A 17,257-nucleotide genomic window follows, 5' to 3' on the forward strand; every position below is an offset into this window, starting at 1 on the left:
GCTCTAATTAGACTTTTTCCAGAGACTGCCATGACTGTTTACTTCATCGGCGCCGGGCCCGGCGATCCAGAGTTGATTACTGTCAAAGGTCAGCGCTTGATCCGCAGTTGCCCAGTCATTATTTATGCCGGCTCGTTGGTCCCCACAGCCGTATTGGAAGGCCATCAAGCGGAACAGGTGGTTAACAGTGCCGAGTTGCACCTTGAGCAAATCATCGAACTGATTAAAAGCGCTGAGGATAAAGGCCAGGACGTTGCCCGCGTGCACTCCGGCGATCCAAGCCTCTATGGCGCGATTGGCGAACAGATCCGCTGCCTACGTGAGCTAAACATCGCGTTTGAGATCATCCCCGGAGTAACCGCCACCGCGGCTTGCGCGGCCATTTTGGGGGCAGAGCTGACCCTGCCAGACATCTCACAAACGGTGATCCTGACCCGTTATGCGGAAAAAACCGTCATGCCTGCGGGTGAGGAACTGGCCAGCCTCGCGCAGCACAAAGCGACCATGGCAATTCACTTAGGGGTTAAAAACCTTGAAAACATCATTCGCGAACTGACTCCGCATTACGGCAGCGATTGCCCGATTGCGGTGATCCATCGCGCTAGCTGGCCGGACCAAGATTGGGTGCAAGGCACGTTGGGGGATATTTTGGAAAAAGTTCAGACCAAGGGTTTCAAGCGTACAGCGCTGATTTTGGTGGGTCGGGTGCTGGCCAGTGATACGTTTTCGGAATCATCGCTGTATCACGCCGGGCATGCGCATTTGTATCGGCCTTGAGCCAGCTCGCGACAAAGTGCAGGCATAAAAAAACGGTGCTCACGGGGCACCGTTTTTTTATTCACTGCGCAGTGAACACCCTGTTACTGATGACTCAGTAGTAGGCGTTTTCTTTCTGCGAGTGGTCGGTCACGTCACGTACACCCTTGAGTTCCGGCACGCGCTCCAGCAGCGTGCGTTCAATGCCTTCGCGCAGTGTCACGTCGGCCTGACCGCAGCCTTGGCAACCACCACCGAATTTGAGCACGGCGATGCCGTCCTCAACCACTTCGATCAGACTGACCTGACCTCCGTGGCTGGCCAAACCGGGGTTGATCTCGGTTTGCAGGTAGTAATTGATGCGCTCGTTAATCGGGCTATCAGCATTGACCATCGGCACTTTTGCGTTGGGCGCCTTGATGGTCAACTGACCACCCATGCGATCAGTGGCGTAATCCACAACTGCATCTTCCAGGAACGCTTCGCTGAACGAATCGATCCAGGCCGTAAAGCTTTTTAGGCCGATGGCAGTATCTTCAGGTTTCACTTCATTCGGCTTGCAGTAGGCTATGCACGTTTCAGCATACTGGGTGCCGGGCTGGGTGATAAAGACGCGGATGCCGATGCCCGGCGTGTTCTGCTTGGACAGCAGATCAGCCAGGTAATCGTGGGCGGCGTCGGTAATGGTTATGGCGCTCATGGAATCTCCTCGCAGACATGTGGGGCAGTTTACGCCAATCGGCGCGCCTGACAAAGTCCTAGTATTTTTGTCAGGAAAGCTGCCCTTTCTTATTCAAAATTCCTGGCCCCCTACAGGTTTTCGTAGCGGTTCATGTCCAGAACGCCCGCTTCAACCGGATCGGTTTCGTTGATGTACTGGTTGATGTCATGGAAGTACTGCCAAAACTGCGGGTTGCTGCGCCGAACACCCCAACGCTCGACAATCGTGTCGAAGGCTTGTTGATCCTTGCTCTGCTCCATCGCTTCGACAAACGCCTCAACTTCAGCCGTCGGAATGTTGAACATGAAGTTCGGGTAACTGCTAAGTACACCCGGGAAAATAGTCAGTGTATCCAGCCCAGGTTGCAGTCGGTACGCCTCGCCGAGCATAAAGGCCACGTTGCTGTGGGCACGGTTGCGCAACATGCTGTACATCTCACGCTTACCGTTGTTGCCTTCAATGCGCAGCATGGTTGCTTCTGGCAATTGACTGATAACAGCCAACCCCGCTGCCGGACGCGCAGTTAGGCGGCTCAGCGCTTGTTCGGCGAACTGGAACTCCTGAGCAATAGTGGTCCGCGAGCAATAGGCGCCGGTGCAGCGGTTGATCGGATCCGGGTTCGCATTCAGGGTGCCAGCCCGCTCAATCAACTTGAGGGCAAAGTCACGCGTAGGGTTAACCGGGTCTAGGATCATCCCTGTCGGCGTGCTGGTGTCGATTTTTTGATAGTCCAGCCACAGCTTCAGCTTGCCGCTGTTCTGGTACCAGTCACTGAGGATGCTGGAGCGCGAGTCTGCTGGCATCAGGCGCAAAAAGTTGGCCTCAGCGCCGTTGCGGATCAAGTCAAAATACAAGCGCGTTTGGGCCTGATGCGAGACGTTGCCGAATACATCAAAATTGACCGCCAACTGATAGTAGGTGCGCTCCAGCAACGGGAAGTCGAACAGCCACATCGTCTGCGGCACTTCGCCGATCAAGCCCTTGGTCACGCTGGCGCTGTCAAAGTGTCGAAAAATGGTCAGCAATGCGTTGTCATTGCCCGCCCACAGGGTTGCCCAACTCGGCGGCGGCATATCGGCGTAGGTGTCCTGACGGAGTTTTACGTAGTCATTGCGCTTGTCGCGAAAGCTGTGCCACAGCGAAAGAATACTGCCGACGTCATCATTCTGCCCCGGCATCGCCAGCAACGGCGTGGCCTCGCCTCGATAGGCAGCATCGGTGATATAGCGATCATGCGCAGGCTCCTGGAACAGGGCCCAGAAGTTATCACGAATCACGTCCGTGGCAATTTGCCCACGGCACACCGGCCCGCGAATAAAGGTGCGTACAAAATACTCGGCGTTATCGAGCATGAACTGGTAGCGCGCGACTGCCGGGATCGCTTCAAACGTTTCAAACGGGTTGGCACGGCTGCGCGGCCCGTAACCCGGCAACGAAGTGGCATGCCAGTCGCCGCTATAGAACAGCTGCTTGACGCGCTCCAGCTTTTGCTTGCCCATCGGGTAGGTGATGTGGGTTTTATGCACGATCACGCCTTGGACCGGCATCAGCCGGTAATAGAACGTGGTGCCCGGATCATCATTCGGACGGCGGGTGGCGATCAGGTCAATCGGCTGCCCGCTCGGAGTACGCGAACGCACCCACTGGAAGAAATGCCCTGGAACACCGTTATCGAAATAGGTGTGGGCCAGGTACAAGTGTTCGTATAACCAACGACCCACCAAGGCCTCAGTTGAGCCCAGACGATTGAGCAGCGCTTCCCATTCAGCTATCTGCGCGGCTTCGCCTGCACTTGGTTTGATGGCGTTCTGATCAACCGGAGCACCTTGCTTGAGCCAGGTTTGCACGGTTTGGTATTGCGTGTCGGTGAGGCCGGTCACGGCCAGCGGCATGCCTTCCTTGGGGTGCTTTTGTGCGTAAGCATCGAACTCACCCGGCGCCGGGCAAGCGTTCTCTCTGTTCAGACCCAGGACGATTTCAGCAGGTAACTTGGCATTGGGCGTCAGTGGGGTGTTATGACCCAGCTCAAGCATCCGTTCCATCAAGGCCGCTTGTGCACCTTGCGCGTCCAGCACTGAATAAAAACCTTTGCGGCGCCATTCAGCAGGGCCGCTGGCATCGTAGAAAATCCGCGTCGGTTCTACCGCAGTCGTTCGGTCACCTTTATAGACAGGCACTTTACTGGCGCCACGGGTCGTGCCCTCGGCGCTCCCCAGGTTGAGCTGGCAGGCGGCGTCGTTGCAGGCATGGCAGGCGACGCATTTTTCGGTAAGGATCGGCTGTATATCACGTGTGTAGGATATAGCCGAACTCGCCAGCGGGGTTTGGCCCAGCGCTGTAGTACACACCACCAGCGTCACGGCGCCGGTGAGTAGGCGAAAAAACATGTGCCATTGTCCTGATATTAAAAAATGCCGCGATTCTACCCGTGCTACACGCCTTTCAACATGAGCTGAATTCATGCAAATCTTCCAGCACTCAAATTAGGCGCAGGTTTGTTATGATTTGCCATCTTTTGCATGGCTCTAACAGGTAGTCCTATGTCTGACCGCAGCGCTCGTATCCAAGCACTTCAGCAAGCCCTCAAAGAGCGCATCCTGATTCTCGATGGCGGCATGGGCACTATGATCCAAAGCTACCGCCTGGAGGAACACGACTATCGTGGCACACGTTTTGCTGATTGGCCGAGCGACGTCAAAGGCAACAACGACCTTCTGATCCTGACCCGGCCAGACGTGATCGGCTCTATTGAAAAAGCCTACTTAGATGCCGGCGCCGACATTCTTGAAACCAACACCTTCAACGCCACACAAGTTTCACAAGCTGACTACGGCATGCAGGCCCTTGCTTACGAATTAAACGTAGAAGGCGCTCGCCTAGCGCGCAAGGTGGCCGACGCCAAGACCCTTGAAACACCAGATAAACCTCGTTTTGTAGCGGGCGTGCTTGGCCCTACCAGCCGGACCTGTTCGCTGTCCCCAGATGTAAACAACCCTGGCTACCGTAACGTCACCTTCGACGAACTGGTTGAGAACTACACCGAGGCCACCAAAGGCCTGATCGAAGGCGGTGCTGACCTGATTCTGATCGAGACCATTTTCGACACCTTGAACGCCAAGGCTGCGATTTTTGCCGTACAAGGCGTTTTTGAAGCGCTGGGCGTTGAGTTGCCGATCATGATTTCCGGCACCATCACCGACGCCTCCGGCCGCACACTGTCGGGCCAGACCACAGAAGCGTTTTGGAACTCCGTCAGCCACGCCAAACCGATTTCGGTCGGCCTCAACTGCGCACTCGGTGCCAGTGATTTGCGCCCGTACCTCGAAGAGCTGTCGAACAAGGCCGACACGTTTGTTTCTGCTCACCCTAACGCTGGCTTGCCTAACGAATTCGGTGAATACGACGAACTGCCTAGCGAAACAGCCAAAGTCATTGAAGAGTTCGCTCAAAGCGGCTTCCTCAACATTGTCGGCGGCTGTTGCGGCACCACCCCGGATCACATCTACGCCATTGCCCAGGCCGTTGCGCCTTATGCGCCGCGCCAGATCCCGGACATTCCCAAAGCTTGCCGTTTGTCGGGCCTTGAGCCGTTTACCATTGATCGCAGTTCATTGTTTGTGAACGTCGGCGAACGAACCAACATCACCGGTTCGGCCCGCTTCGCCCGCCTGATTCGCGAGGACAATTACACTGAAGCCTTAGAAGTAGCCCTGCAACAAGTTGAAGCCGGTGCGCAAATCATCGACATCAACATGGACGAAGGCATGTTGGACTCGAAGAAGGCGATGGTTACCTTCCTCAACCTGATTGCCGGTGAGCCGGACATCTCGCGTGTGCCAATCATGATCGACTCCTCGAAATGGGACGTGATCGAAGCCGGCCTCAAGTGTATCCAGGGCAAGGGCATCGTTAACTCGATCAGCATGAAAGAAGGTGTCGAGCAGTTCATTCACCACGCCAAGCTGTGCAAACGTTACGGCGCGGCTGTCGTGGTGATGGCCTTCGACGAAGCTGGCCAGGCGGATACCGAAGCGCGCAAAAAAGAAATCTGCAAACGCTCCTATGACATTTTGGTCAATGAAGTTGGCTTTCCGCCGCAAGACATCATCTTCGACCCGAACATCTTCGCCGTGGCCACGGGTATTGAAGAGCACAACAATTATGCTGTGGACTTCATCAATGCCTGCGCTTACATCCGCGATGAACTGCCGTATGCCCTGACCTCGGGCGGCGTATCAAACGTGTCGTTCTCGTTCCGTGGCAACAACCCGGTGCGTGAGGCCATTCACTCGGTGTTCCTGCTGTACGCCATTCGTAACGGCCTGACCATGGGTATCGTTAACGCCGGGCAGTTGGAGATTTATGACCAAATCCCGACCGAACTGCGTGATGCCGTAGAGGATGTGGTGCTAAACCGCACGCCTGACGCCACCGACAACCTGCTGGCGATTGCCGATAAGTACAAGGGTGATGGCAGCGTCAAGGAAGCCGAGACTGAAGAATGGCGTGGCTGGGAAGTCAACAAGCGCCTTGAACACGCGCTGGTTAAGGGCATTACCACCCACATCGTTGAAGACACTGAAGCCTCGCGCCTCTCGTTCAGCCGCCCGATTGAAGTGATCGAAGGCCCGCTGATGTCGGGCATGAATATCGTTGGCGACCTGTTTGGCGCAGGCAAAATGTTCTTGCCTCAGGTCGTGAAGTCCGCCCGCGTGATGAAACAGGCCGTGGCGCACTTGATTCCGTTTATCGAGCTGGAAAAAGGCGACAAACCAGAGGCCAAGGGCAAGATCCTCATGGCCACCGTTAAAGGCGACGTTCACGACATCGGCAAAAACATTGTGGGCGTGGTGCTGGGCTGTAACGGTTATGACATCGTCGACCTAGGCGTGATGGTGCCTGCAGAGAAGATCCTGCAAGTGGCCAAAGAACAGAAGTGCGACATCATCGGCCTCTCCGGCCTGATTACGCCCTCGCTGGATGAAATGGTTCACGTGGCCCGTGAAATGCAGCGTCAGGACTTCCACTTGCCACTGATGATCGGCGGCGCCACAACGTCCAAGGCGCACACGGCGGTGAAAATCGAGCCCAAGTATCAGAATGATGCTGTGATCTACGTTACCGACGCCTCACGCGCCGTGGGTGTGGCTACGCAGTTGTTGTCCAAGGAACTGAAAGCCGGGTTTGTCGAGAAAACCCGTCTGGAATACATCGAGGTGCGCGAACGTACCGCAAACCGCAGTGCCCGTACCGAGCGCTTGAGCTACGCAGCGGCGATTGCCAAAAAGCCACAGTTCGACTGGGCCAGCTACCAACCTGTCAAACCGGCGTTTACCGGGACCAAGGTGCTGGACAACATCGACCTCAAGGTGCTGGCCGAGTACATCGACTGGACGCCGTTCTTTATATCGTGGGATTTGGCTGGCAAGTTTCCGCGAATTCTGACCGACGACGTGGTAGGCGAAGCAGCTACCGCGCTGTACGCCGACGCACAGGAAATGCTCAAAAAGCTCATTGACGAAAAACTGATCAGTGCACGGGCAGTCTTCGGCTTCTGGCCTACCCACCAAGTGAACGATGACGATCTGGAACTGTACGGTGATGACGGCAAGCCGTTAGCCCGATTGCATCACTTGCGCCAGCAAATCATCAAGACTGACGGCAAGCCCAATTTCTCTCTGGCCGACTTTGTCGCGCCAAAAGACAGCGGTATCACCGACTACGTGGGTGGATTTATCACCACCGCAGGTATCGGCGCTGAAGAAGTGGCCAAGGCTTATCAGGATGCGGGTGACGACTACAACTCAATCATGGTCAAAGCGCTGGCTGACCGCTTGGCCGAGGCATGTGCCGAATGGCTGCACCAACAAGTGCGGACGAACTACTGGGGTTATGCCAAGGACGAGCACCTTAGCAACGAAGACCTGATCAAAGAGCAGTACAGCGGTATCCGCCCTGCTCCCGGTTATCCGGCCTGTCCTGACCATACCGAGAAGGCAACGCTGTTCAAGTTGCTCGACCCTGAAGCCGAAGAAATGCGGGCGGGCAAAAGTGGAGTGTTCCTAACGGAAAGCTATGCCATGTTCCCGGCAGCCGCGGTGAGCGGCTGGTATTTCGCGCACCCACAAGCGCAATACTTTGCCGTAGGCAAGATCGACAAGGATCAGGTCGACAGCTATACCGCTCGCAAAGGCCAAGAACTGAGCGTGACAGAGCGCTGGTTGGCGCCAAATCTGGGTTACGACAACTGAGTGATACACCCCTCCCTTGTAGCCGCTGCCGCAGGCTGCGGCTACAAGGTTTTGTTAGCGTTTTACGGGGGTACGCAGGGTGACGAATTCTTCTGCCGCCGTTGGGTGCACACCAATGGTTTCGTCAAAATGCTGTTTGGTTGCGCCTGCCTTCAAGGCAATTGCCAGCCCCTGCACGATTTCTCCCGCCTCTGGACCGACCATGTGACAGCCCAGCACTTTGTCGGTGTCGGCATCGACCACCAGCTTCATCAGCGTGCGTTCCTGACACTCCGTGAGCGTCAGCTTCATGGGACGGAAGCTGCTTTCGAAAATCTGCACCGTGTGCCCGTCTTCAATCGCCTGCTCTTCGCTTAACCCGACCGTACCGATGTTTGGCAAGCTGAATACGGCTGTTGGGATCATGCGGTAGTCGACCGGGCGATAGTGCTCAGGCTTGAACAAGCGACGCGCGACAGCCATGCCTTCAGCCAGGGCCACTGGCGTCAGTTGCACGCGACCAATCACATCGCCAATCGCCAGAATCGACGGCTCGGCACTCTGGTACAGATCATCGACTTCAACAAAACCACGCTTATCGAGTTTGACGTCGGTATTTTCCAGTCCCAAGTTGTCGAGCATTGGGCGGCGACCTGTGGCGTAGAACACGCAGTCAGCGATCAGCTCGCGACCGTCCTTGAGCGTGGCTTTCAAGCTGCCATCTGCTTGTTTGTCGATGCGCGCAATATCGGCGTTGAACTGCACGTCCATGCCGCGCTTGGTCAGTTCCTCATGCAGATGCTTGCGCACCGCACCATCGAAGCCACGCAAGAACATGTCACCGCGATACAACAGAGAGGTCTGGGCACCTAGGCCGTGGAAAATCCCGGCGAACTCCACCGCGATGTAACCCCCACCGACTACCAGTACACGCTTTGGCAACTCGTTGAGAAAGAACGCTTCGTTGGAACTGATCGCGTGCTCGTGGCCAGGGATTTCAGGGATCTGCGGCCAGCCACCCGTGGCAATCAAGATGTGTTTGGCCGTATGACGCTGACCATTAATTTCAACTTCGTGGGGCCCGGTCAGCTTGGCATGCCCCTCTATGAGCGTCACACCGCTGTTAACCAGCAGGTTGCGGTAAATGCCATTCAGGCGATTTATCTCGCGGTCCTTGTTGGCGATCAGAGTCGCCCAGTCAAAATTCGCTTCACCTAGGCTCCAGCCAAAACCAGACGCTTGCTCGAAGTCTTCGGCAAAGTGCGCGCCATACACCAACAGCTTTTTAGGCACACAACCCACGTTGACGCAGGTACCACCCAAGTAACGGCTTTCAGCTACCGCGACGTTGGCACCAAAGCCCGCAGCAAAGCGTGCAGCGCGCACGCCACCCGACCCCGCACCAATCACAAACAAATCAAATTCGTAGGCCATTTCTCTCTCCTAGGCAGGCCAACAGCATAATCGCTCCAGCGCGATTGACCAGCGCCAACAACGTGCTGAGGGCAAAAAACGAAAAAGCCACCCGAAGGTGGCTTTCTCTTTAAGCGTTCTAACAACTGGCTCTATTTAGTAAGCCTTGCCAGTTTTGTAGAAGTTTTCGAAGCAGAAGTTAGTGGCTTCGATGTAGCCTTCAGCACCGCCGCAGTCAAAGCGCTTGCCTTTGAATTTGTATGCAATGACGCAGCCGTTCTGAGCTTGCTTCATCAGCGCGTCAGTGATCTGGATCTCGCCACCTTTGCCCGGTTCGGTCTGCTTGATCAGGTCGAAAATATCCGGGGTCAGGATGTAGCGCCCAATGATGGCCAGGTTCGAAGGCGCATCTTCCGGTGCTGGCTTCTCAACCATGTTGCGCACGCGGTACAGGTCGTCACCAATTAGGTCGCCAGCGATTACGCCGTACTTGTTAGTTTCTTGTGGGTCAACTTCCTGGATCGCGATGATGGTGCAACGGTACTGGTTGTACAGTTTTACCATTTGCATTAGCACACCGTCGCCGTCCAGGTTGACGCACAGGTCGTCTGCAAGAACTACAGCAAACGGCTCGTCGCCGATCAGTGGGCGGCCAGTCAAAATAGCGTGGCCCAAGCCTTTCATTTCGGTTTGACGGGTGTAGGAGAACGAGCACTCGCTCAGCAGGCGACGAATACCGACCAGGTATTTTTCCTTGTCCGTGCCCTTGATCTGGTTTTCCAGTTCATAGCTGATATCGAAATGGTCTTCCAGCGCGCGCTTGCCCCGTCCGGTAACAATAGAAATTTCGGTCAAGCCAGCATCCAGTGCTTCTTCAACGCCGTACTGGATCAGTGGCTTGTTCACCACCGGCAGCATTTCTTTTGGCATGGCCTTGGTCGCTGGCAAAAAGCGAGTGCCGTAACCGGCTGCTGGGAACAAGCATTTCTTGATCATATGAGTCCTTAAAAGGGCTGTACGTTCGAATTTTGGCGCAGTCTAATCAGGCGGCATCGAGCTTACAATGCCCCAGATAGCAAACTGATGCCAACCTAGATAAATTTTTAGCCAACAAGTTCATTAATTACGTATTTTTCAACTACCTGACGACTCAAATGAACCTATTAATGCGTCTGCCTGTCTTCTGAATAGATTAAGGCAAACTGCCACTTCACAAGCCTAAAGACCTTGATTGACGTTATTATTGCCGCCGTTTTTCAATTACTAAGGTTTCACTTTCGATGTCAGCCGAAAACAGTATCAACGGTTATCTGATAAAAAATGTCAGCCCTAGCGAATGGTGGATTGTCGATTCATCAGGAGAAAAAGTGGCCGGCTCTTTCACTTCAGAACACGCCGCGATCGAAGTCGCTTCGGTTTTTCAGGACCAACCTGAACCTCCTGCGCGTCGTCGTAACAGTAAATCCTGATTCTCAACTTCGCGAAGACTGCCCGCATGAACAAATACCTAGCTTTGCTTGCACTTCTGGCACTGGGTGGCTGTGCCACAGCGTCCAATACCTATTTGGCTGATGGCCAGCAGGGACTGAGCATAGACTGTTCTGGCGAAGCCATGTCATGGGATAAGTGCTACGAAAAGGCTGACGCTTCTTGTGCCGGAACGGGTTACTCCATCGTAGGTTCTAATGGCTCAACTGCGGTAATGGACCGCGATAAGACACTGGGCGTGGATGTTGGAAATTTCAACAGCAGGACCATCACCGTCGTCTGCAAGTAATACTGGCGACTTACAACTACCGGAGCGTGCCTCGCGATCTTTATAAAAGATCACGAGGCAAGCTCGCCCCCCACAGGTCTTTATTAAGGGGTCCCGACCCCAATCAGCACGCCATCAATGGTTTGTCAGTACGCATTTACGCCATCATTGGCATGAAAATTAGCTTGGGTTTTCTCAATAGAGCCCTCTGTCAGGCGCGAGTCCTGAGGCCGCTCATGGGTATTGATATACGCCGCGACATCCCAATCTTGCCCATCGTTCAAACTGTTGGCTTTGCCCAGCTGCTGCATCATCGGGCTGCCCCGTGGCAAGCCACGCAGGCGAGTGCTCCCGGTTGTGCCCCGCCCCGCAGGTAGATGTTGGCAGAGGTTTGCGCCTGTACGCTAAATCGTTGCGCTATTCACCCGAAATACAGTGTGTTGCGGCCTTGCGAATGTCTCCCGGACGAACAGGCACATTGGACATGCTTTCGAATACCTTGATGCTGCTGCCACCAGAGCGCTCTTCAATGTCAATGACCGCCGTTGGATTAGACGTCAACTTTTGCGGAACGATGATCCTCAAGCCATCTTTATGCGGCTCGATCTGTGGCGCTTTTCGAGTCTTGGACAGTTGTTCCACCAAGCATTGCGCGTAGGCATCAGGTTTCTTGCCCGAGATGACACTCAGGGTCGGCAGAGTCTTTTCAATATCTGTCACTGAAGCACAGCCGCCCAAAACCAGCATCGCCACCAAAACGCCCCACTTCATACAATTCCTCCGCTAAAGATCCTACGACAGTAGATCTCCAAGATTTCTCCCCGATCAGAGGGAATAAATATTCAATAGTGGCGAATTATCTGCCTTTTACGTCAGACTCACCTGCATGACGGCATAATAGCCGGCCAAGCACATGCTATCTTGCTGATTTTTTAGCAAAAGCCCCCCTTTTGGAGCACCCATGAAGTTTATCCACCAGCGCGAGCACCTGAACGAAGACGACATTGTCGTGATCGAATGCTCCCAGCCCTGCAACATCCGCCTGATGAGCGATGCACACTTTCGCAGCTTCAAAAATGGCGGCCGTCACTCCTACCACGGTGGCGCATTCAAAGACTTCCCAGCCCGCATTACTGCGCCAAGCACCGGTTTCTGGAATATCACTATCGATACCGTGACCACGCGCGCCATCAGCGTGACCCGCAAGCCGTCCTTCAAACCGACCATCAAGATCGTGCGTCGTTCAAGCTCCAAACTGCGCTAAGCCGGACGCCTGCGACTCTCACAGACAGGAATTATTGTGGACACTACATGCAATACCACTAAATACGTCATCAATTACAAGCTCGACGGCGTACGGCGCTTTGAGTTTGCCCAACTGCAAACCGACTCCGTAGAGGAAGCGCGAGCGGCGCTTGCCAAGCTTCATGATGAGCGTGATGTCATCACCGACATCAAGGTCAGTAAAGCGCTTTAAGCCTCCATGACGCTCGATCTGTTTGGCGAAGAAGACCTGCAACAACCCGCCCGGGTAGAACGTATCTGCACCCAGACGTTCGTGCTTCGCGGGTTTGCCCTGCCTTGGGCTGAGGCCCTGTTAACTGCCTTAAACACCCTTTTGATCCAGTCACCCTTTCGACACATGCAGACACCCGGCGGCTTTACCATGTCGGCGCGTTTAAGCAGTTGCGGTGATTTGGGTTGGACCTCTGACAGCAACGGTTACCGTTACAGCGCCATTGATCCATTGAGCGCCGCGCCCTGGCCTCGCATGCCGGCCGCTTTTCTGGCAGTAGCCGAAGCGGCCGCCAGTGCTGCCGGCTTCAAGGGGTTCGTGCCGGATGCAGGACTGATCAATACCTATGCGCCCGGCGCAAAAATGTCGTTGCATCAAGATAAAAACGAACGCGACTACGATGCCCCTATCGTCTCAATTTCGCTTGGGCTACCCGCCATTTTCCAGTTTGGCGGCTTTGAGCGCAGTGACCCGGCACAACGTATTTCCCTGTTTCATGGCGATGTCGTGGTCTGGGGCGGCCTTGACCGCCTACGCTTCCATGGCGTGCTCCCTATAAAACCGGGGCAACACCCTGTACTGGGCGAGCAACGGATCAACATCACCTTGCGCAAAGCAGGTTGAGGTAAAGGGCTGTATATTTTTTTATATACCGACTATCTTCCTAGCGCCCGGCCAACAGTTAATCAATAAAGACGGGCAGCCCTCGCTTCTAATGGAAATGGAGTTACGCCATGAATCTTCGCGCTCGACACTTTGCCCCTTCCGCGCTCGCAGCACTGGTCGGATGCTTTGCTTTTACTGCGGCTCAGGCTGATGACGTGCAAGTGGCTGTCGCAGCCAACTTCACAGCGCCTATTCAGGCGATCGCCAGCGACTTTGAAAAAGACACCGGCCACAAGCTGATCGCCGCGTACGGCGCCACTGGCCAGTTTTACACCCAGATTAAAAACGGCGCTCCGTTTGAAGTTTTTTTAGCCGCTGATGACACCACGCCCGAAAAGCTCGAAAAAGAAGGCGACATTGTCCCTGGTTCTCGCTTCACCTACGCCATCGGCACCCTGGCGTTGTGGTCGGCCAACGATGGCTACATCAACGATACTGATAAGGTTCTGAAGGAAAACCAGTTCAAGCACCTGTCCATCGCCAACCCCAAAGCTGCACCGTATGGCCTAGCAGCCACCCAAGTACTGGCAAAGCTGGGGTTGACCGACAAGGTCAAAGACAAGATCGTTGAGGGTCAGAACATTACTCAGGCCTACCAGTTTGTCTCTACAGGTAACGCCGAACTGGGCTTTGTGGCCCTGTCGCAAATCTACAAAGACGGCAAACTCACCAGCGGCTCCGCCTGGATCGTCCCAGAGGCCATGCACGATCCGATCAAGCAAGATGCGGTGATTCTCAAAAAAGGCGAGAACAACCCTGCTGCCAAGGCGCTGGTCGAATACCTCAAAGGCCCGAAGGCCGCTGCAATCATCAAATCGTACGGTTATCAGCTGTAAATGCCGCTCTCGAGTGCTGACTTTGCCGCCATCTGGCTGACCTTCAAACTGGCATCGCTGACAACGGTTATTTTGTTGGTGATCGGCACTCCGATTGCCCTGTGGCTCGCGCATACCCGTTCGCGGTTGCGCGGTCCCATCGGGGCCATCGTGGCGCTGCCACTGGTGTTGCCCCCTACGGTGATTGGCTTTTATCTGCTGCTGGCGATGGGGCCACATGGTTATGTCGGCCAACTGACCCAAGCTATGGGCTTAGGTACGCTGACCTTCAGCTTTGCCGGGCTGGTGATCGGCTCGGTGATTTATTCAATGCCTTTTGTCGTACAGCCTTTGCAAAACGCATTCACTGCCATAGGCCCAAGACCCCTTGAAGTCGCGGCCACGTTACGGGCCAACCCCTGGGACTGTTTTTTTACCGTGGTCCTACCGCTGGCACGCCCTGGCTTCATCACCGCTGCGATTCTGGGTTTTGCCCATACCGTCGGAGAGTTTGGGGTAGTGCTGATGATCGGCGGCAACATTCCGGAAAAAACACGCGTGGTATCGGTGCAAATATACGATCACGTTGAAGCACTCGAATACGCGCAAGCACATTGGCTGGCAGGCGCAATGGTGGTGTTTTCATTTCTGGTGCTGTTGGCACTGTACTCAAGCCGTAAATCTCAAAGCACATGGAGTTGAAGATGAGTGCGCAGATCAATGTTCGGCTGCAGCTCAGTTATTCCGGTTTTTCACTGGACCTGGACGTGCAGTTGCCTGGCAAAGGCGTGACAGCGCTGTTTGGCCATTCTGGATCGGGCAAAACCACCTGTTTGCGCTGCATTGCCGGCCTGGAGCGCGCGAATCAAGCATTCGTACAGATCAATGACGAAGTCTGGCAAGACAGCCAAAGCAATCTGTTTGTCCCGGTTCATAAACGCTCATTGGGTTACATCTTCCAAGAGGCGAGCCTGTTCCCTCATTTATCGGTGCGCGCAAACCTTGAGTTCGGACTGCGACGTATCCTGCGTGAACAGCGACGTGTTGAGCTCGCGCACGCCGCGGACTTGCTTGGCATTACTCATCTGCTGGAACGCGCGCCTAATCATTTGTCAGGCGGTGAACGCCAGCGGGTCGGTATCGCCCGCGCCTTGCTGACCAGCCCAAAACTATTGCTGATGGACGAACCATTGGCCGCGCTGGACAGTCAGCGCAAGGCTGAAATCCTGCCGTATCTAGAGCGACTGCACGCAGAACTGGATATTCCGGTGTTGTATGTCAGCCATTCACAAGATGAAGTGGCGCGGCTGGCAGACCATATTGTGTTGCTGAGCGAGGGGAAGGTGCTGGCGAGCGGCCCCATCGGCGAAACCCTGGCTAGGTTGGACTTACCATTGTCGCAAGGTGACGACGCGGGCGTGGTGATACAGGGCGAGGTCTGTGACTACGATGCGCGTTACCACTTGTTGACCCTGCAACTGCCGCACAGCGCTCAACGCATAAGGGTTGCCCATGCTCCGTTGGCAATCGGTAAGACCTTGCGCGTGAAAGTACAGGCCCGCGACATCAGCCTAAGCCTCAACCGCAATGAGCACAGCAGCATCCTCAACAGCCTACAGGCCACTGTGATCGGTGAAACAGCGGCAGATAATCAAGCCCATGTGCTGGTTCGCCTCGACATCGCCGGCACAGCCTTACTGGCCCGTATCACCCGCTACTCACGTGACCAGCTAGACCTGCAGCCCGGACAAACCATTTGGCTGCAGATCAAATCAGTCGCTGTTTTAGCTTGAGCGCTTGGCCTGAGTGATTTCACGGCGTCGACTATTAAAGTAACGCACGGTGGCAATGCTCAGCCCCAGCAAACCGCCCAAGAACAGGCCCAGCACCACAGTCAGGGTCTTTTTAGGCTTGATTGGGCTGATTGGGGTCTGGGCCTTGCGATCAATACTGACCAAGCCGAGTTGACTCATGTCGGTGTTCAAATTGTCCAGGCGCACTATTTCCGCACGCAAAGGCTCGATGTTCTTGAGATAAACGTCTTCGTTAGCGCGCTTGCCCAGCATTTCAACCTGGCGATTGACCTCAAGCAATTTGAGCTTTTTGTTGATCGTCTGAACCCTTTTATCGGTAAAGTCGTCAGACGTTCGCGCTAACAGCACCGCACGCTCAGCTTGAAGGGCCTGAGTACCCAAAAAGTACAACGGCGTATCTTGCGAGGTTATTTCGGTGCGGATGACACGGTTAGACCCTGAACGATCATCTCCCATCGCAGAAGGTGTTGTCGGACGGGTGATACCCAATGAACTGGCAATAGTGATCGCTTCGTTAAGCTCATCAATACGCGCCTCTCGTGCGGCTTTAAGTTGCAGGCGCAACGCCTGTAACTCATCCGTCAAATTAACGCGCTGCAAAGCGTCAGCTTCCACCAGCGTGGCGATTTTGGCCTCTTTGTCTGACTGATACCCTAACCGCGCAGCATTGATTTTTTGTTTGAGCTCCTTCTGACGATTATTAATGATGGTCTTGAGGTCAGAGCTGATCTGTGCGCGCTGGTTATTGATCACATAATCAACAAAACCATTGATGATCTCGACCCCGTTGACTGAGCCCGGGTAGGTCAGTTCTAACCTGAGAGACGGGCTTAAAGCATCCGGTTGTTTGAGGTCGATTTGAGTCAAGTTGATCGAGTCGCGGTTAAACAACTCAAAGCTTTGCTCTGGTGACAGACCACTTCTTTCCAGCGGCTTAAACAACTCCTGATGGCTGCGAAAGAAATCGAGTCGAATCCCATAAGAATCGAGCGCTGCACCCACTTTCAGCAAAGCTTCTGCTGGCGGCAGCTTGTAAACCTCGGAGCGATTCAGTGCATCCAACTCGTTAATTTCCGCAGGGCGCAATACCGTGCTGGCTTGGTAAGTGGGTTGCTTAATCAACACGTAGCCCAAGGCAATGGCGCCTACGACCGCCGAGGTTCCGAGAATTAGCTTTTTTTGTTGCCAAAGTGAGTGAAACAGATCTACCAGATCAATTTCCGGGCTGGCAGGACTGGACTGTGGATGTTCACTGCTTTTCAAAAAATAGACGCCTTATAAGTTGAACATCTGGCCAATTGCCCTCTGACACTGCTTGAGGTTAATACACTGACCAACTTAGGGTAGATTTTTGACAGATTAATGTAGGAAAAGATCCCGGCACTTAAGAATCAAGCACATACGATGACAAAATCAAGGCATCTTGATCAATGTGTAACGCTGATTTGGCCCTAAAACAGCTTCAACCTGTTGTTTTCCATGAATATCAATACAAAAAGTAAAAGAATAATCATGGCGTTTCTACGGTCTGTGTAATCATCGCCCTCACAAAACAACACGCTGACGTGTG

Annotated in this window: 16 protein-coding genes and 1 pseudogene; 10 read left to right on the top strand and 7 right to left on the bottom strand. The window is 54.4% G+C overall.

The features are described from left to right. The first annotated feature begins 30 nt into the window (after positions 1-30). Positions 31-777 carry a precorrin-4 C(11)-methyltransferase gene (cobM, locus tag B347_RS0110590; protein WP_019409694.1) on the top strand — a complete coding sequence of 249 codons (747 nt, stop codon included), beginning with the start codon at positions 31-33 and terminating at the stop codon, positions 775-777. Between the two features lie 94 nt (positions 778-871). Here the strand turns inward: cobM and nfuA are convergent, their stop codons facing one another. Continuing rightward, positions 872-1,456, bottom strand: coding sequence for a Fe-S biogenesis protein NfuA (gene nfuA, locus B347_RS0110595; RefSeq protein WP_019409695.1), 585 nt, complete (start codon positions 1,454-1,456; stop codon positions 872-874). Between the two features lie 110 nt (positions 1,457-1,566). Continuing rightward, the gene (locus B347_RS0110600) at positions 1,567-3,864 is read right to left on the bottom strand and encodes a fatty acid cis/trans isomerase (protein WP_019409696.1); all 2,298 of its coding nucleotides are present in this window, start codon (positions 3,862-3,864) and stop codon (positions 1,567-1,569) included. 153 nt (positions 3,865-4,017) lie between these two features. On the opposite strand from B347_RS0110600, the gene metH reads away from it, so the two are divergent. Then, positions 4,018-7,728: a methionine synthase gene (gene metH, locus B347_RS0110605; RefSeq protein WP_019409697.1), complete on the top strand. Its 3,711-nt coding sequence runs from the start codon at positions 4,018-4,020 to the stop codon at positions 7,726-7,728. Between the two features lie 54 nt (positions 7,729-7,782). Here metH and gorA read toward each other — a convergent pair whose 3' ends face one another. Together gorA and galU are read right to left on the bottom strand one after the other, a co-directional pair. Further along, positions 7,783-9,141 carry a glutathione-disulfide reductase gene (gene gorA, locus B347_RS0110610; protein ID WP_019409698.1) on the bottom strand — a complete coding sequence of 453 codons (1,359 nt, stop codon included), beginning with the start codon at positions 9,139-9,141 and terminating at the stop codon, positions 7,783-7,785. Positions 9,142-9,276: 135 nt separating this feature from the next. Beyond that, on the bottom strand, positions 9,277-10,116 hold the full coding sequence (gene galU / locus B347_RS0110615) for a UTP--glucose-1-phosphate uridylyltransferase GalU (protein ID WP_019409699.1): 840 nt from the start codon (positions 10,114-10,116) through the stop codon (positions 9,277-9,279). A gap of 284 nt (positions 10,117-10,400) precedes the next feature. Here galU and B347_RS0110620 point away from each other — a divergent pair, with 284 nt between their 5' ends. Together B347_RS0110620 and B347_RS0110625 are read left to right on the top strand one after the other, a co-directional pair. Continuing rightward, positions 10,401-10,589, top strand: coding sequence for a hypothetical protein (locus tag B347_RS0110620; RefSeq protein ID WP_019409700.1), 189 nt, complete (start codon positions 10,401-10,403; stop codon positions 10,587-10,589). 26 nt (positions 10,590-10,615) lie between these two features. Then, the gene (locus tag B347_RS0110625; protein ID WP_019409701.1) at positions 10,616-10,897 is read left to right on the top strand and encodes a hypothetical protein; all 282 of its coding nucleotides are present in this window, start codon (positions 10,616-10,618) and stop codon (positions 10,895-10,897) included. Positions 10,898-11,022: 125 nt separating this feature from the next. On the opposite strand, the pseudogene B347_RS26435 reads toward B347_RS0110625, so the two are convergent. Both B347_RS26435 and B347_RS0110635 read right to left on the bottom strand, forming a co-directional pair. Next, positions 11,023-11,178 (bottom strand): annotated as a pseudogene (locus B347_RS26435) (c-type cytochrome); the annotation flags it as partial. Between the two features lie 115 nt (positions 11,179-11,293). After that, positions 11,294-11,647, bottom strand: a complete 354-nt coding sequence (locus tag B347_RS0110635; RefSeq protein WP_019409703.1) for a hypothetical protein — start codon at positions 11,645-11,647, stop codon at positions 11,294-11,296. Positions 11,648-11,837: 190 nt separating this feature from the next. On the opposite strand from B347_RS0110635, the gene B347_RS0110640 reads away from it, so the two are divergent. The 6 genes from B347_RS0110640 (at position 11,838) to modC (ending at position 15,666) form a co-directional block, all read left to right on the top strand. Next, positions 11,838-12,140, top strand: a complete 303-nt coding sequence (locus B347_RS0110640; RefSeq protein ID WP_016780934.1) for a DUF1883 domain-containing protein — start codon at positions 11,838-11,840, stop codon at positions 12,138-12,140. A gap of 36 nt (positions 12,141-12,176) precedes the next feature. Then, the gene (locus tag B347_RS26685) at positions 12,177-12,353 is read left to right on the top strand and encodes a hypothetical protein (RefSeq protein WP_019409704.1); all 177 of its coding nucleotides are present in this window, start codon (positions 12,177-12,179) and stop codon (positions 12,351-12,353) included. 6 nt (positions 12,354-12,359) lie between these two features. Beyond that, entirely contained in the window at positions 12,360-13,016 is a 657-nt protein-coding gene (alkB, locus tag B347_RS0110650; protein WP_019409705.1) for a DNA oxidative demethylase AlkB, read from the top strand. Between the two features lie 110 nt (positions 13,017-13,126). Beyond that, positions 13,127-13,894 (top strand): molybdate ABC transporter substrate-binding protein, encoded by a 768-nt coding sequence (modA, locus tag B347_RS0110655; RefSeq protein WP_019409706.1) that lies wholly within the window; start codon positions 13,127-13,129, stop codon positions 13,892-13,894. Then, positions 13,895-14,575 (top strand): molybdate ABC transporter permease subunit, encoded by a 681-nt coding sequence (gene modB / locus B347_RS0110660; protein WP_019409707.1) that lies wholly within the window; start codon positions 13,895-13,897, stop codon positions 14,573-14,575. Between the two features lie 2 nt (positions 14,576-14,577). Further along, complete coding sequence (gene modC, locus B347_RS0110665; RefSeq protein ID WP_019409708.1) at positions 14,578-15,666, top strand: molybdenum ABC transporter ATP-binding protein; 1,089 nt, start codon at positions 14,578-14,580, stop codon at positions 15,664-15,666. Here modC and B347_RS0110670 read toward each other — a convergent pair. Beyond that, positions 15,658-16,950, bottom strand: a complete 1,293-nt coding sequence (locus B347_RS0110670; RefSeq protein WP_019409709.1) for a Wzz/FepE/Etk N-terminal domain-containing protein — start codon at positions 16,948-16,950, stop codon at positions 15,658-15,660. The two genes, modC and B347_RS0110670, sit on opposite strands and share 9 nt — an antisense overlap. Positions 16,951-17,257 lie beyond the last annotated feature (307 nt).

It is taken from the genome of Pseudomonas psychrophila HA-4 (assembly GCF_000282975.1).
Lineage (GTDB): Bacteria > Pseudomonadota > Gammaproteobacteria > Pseudomonadales > Pseudomonadaceae > Aquipseudomonas > Aquipseudomonas psychrophila_A.

What these genes read in the sequence shown, in the direction of transcription:
- modC (WP_019409708.1), top strand. Translation starts at nt 14,578, where the DNA reads ATGAGTGCGCAGATCAATGTTCGGCTGCAGCTCAGTTATTCCGGTTTT.
- nfuA (WP_019409695.1), bottom strand. Translation starts at nt 1,456, where the DNA reads ATGAGCGCCATAACCATTACCGACGCCGCCCACGATTACCTGGCTGAT.
- B347_RS0110620 (WP_019409700.1), top strand. Translation starts at nt 10,401, where the DNA reads ATGTCAGCCGAAAACAGTATCAACGGTTATCTGATAAAAAATGTCAGC.
- modA (WP_019409706.1), top strand. Translation starts at nt 13,127, where the DNA reads ATGAATCTTCGCGCTCGACACTTTGCCCCTTCCGCGCTCGCAGCACTG.
- B347_RS0110635 (WP_019409703.1), bottom strand. Translation starts at nt 11,647, where the DNA reads ATGAAGTGGGGCGTTTTGGTGGCGATGCTGGTTTTGGGCGGCTGTGCT.
- B347_RS0110640 (WP_016780934.1), top strand. Translation starts at nt 11,838, where the DNA reads ATGAAGTTTATCCACCAGCGCGAGCACCTGAACGAAGACGACATTGTC.
- cobM (WP_019409694.1), top strand. Translation starts at nt 31, where the DNA reads ATGACTGTTTACTTCATCGGCGCCGGGCCCGGCGATCCAGAGTTGATT.
- galU (WP_019409699.1), bottom strand. Translation starts at nt 10,116, where the DNA reads ATGATCAAGAAATGCTTGTTCCCAGCAGCCGGTTACGGCACTCGCTTT.
- alkB (WP_019409705.1), top strand. Translation starts at nt 12,360, where the DNA reads ATGACGCTCGATCTGTTTGGCGAAGAAGACCTGCAACAACCCGCCCGG.
- gorA (WP_019409698.1), bottom strand. Translation starts at nt 9,141, where the DNA reads ATGGCCTACGAATTTGATTTGTTTGTGATTGGTGCGGGGTCGGGTGGC.
- metH (WP_019409697.1), top strand. Translation starts at nt 4,018, where the DNA reads ATGTCTGACCGCAGCGCTCGTATCCAAGCACTTCAGCAAGCCCTCAAA.
- modB (WP_019409707.1), top strand. Translation starts at nt 13,895, where the DNA reads ATGCCGCTCTCGAGTGCTGACTTTGCCGCCATCTGGCTGACCTTCAAA.
- B347_RS0110600 (WP_019409696.1), bottom strand. Translation starts at nt 3,864, where the DNA reads ATGTTTTTTCGCCTACTCACCGGCGCCGTGACGCTGGTGGTGTGTACT.
- B347_RS0110625 (WP_019409701.1), top strand. Translation starts at nt 10,616, where the DNA reads ATGAACAAATACCTAGCTTTGCTTGCACTTCTGGCACTGGGTGGCTGT.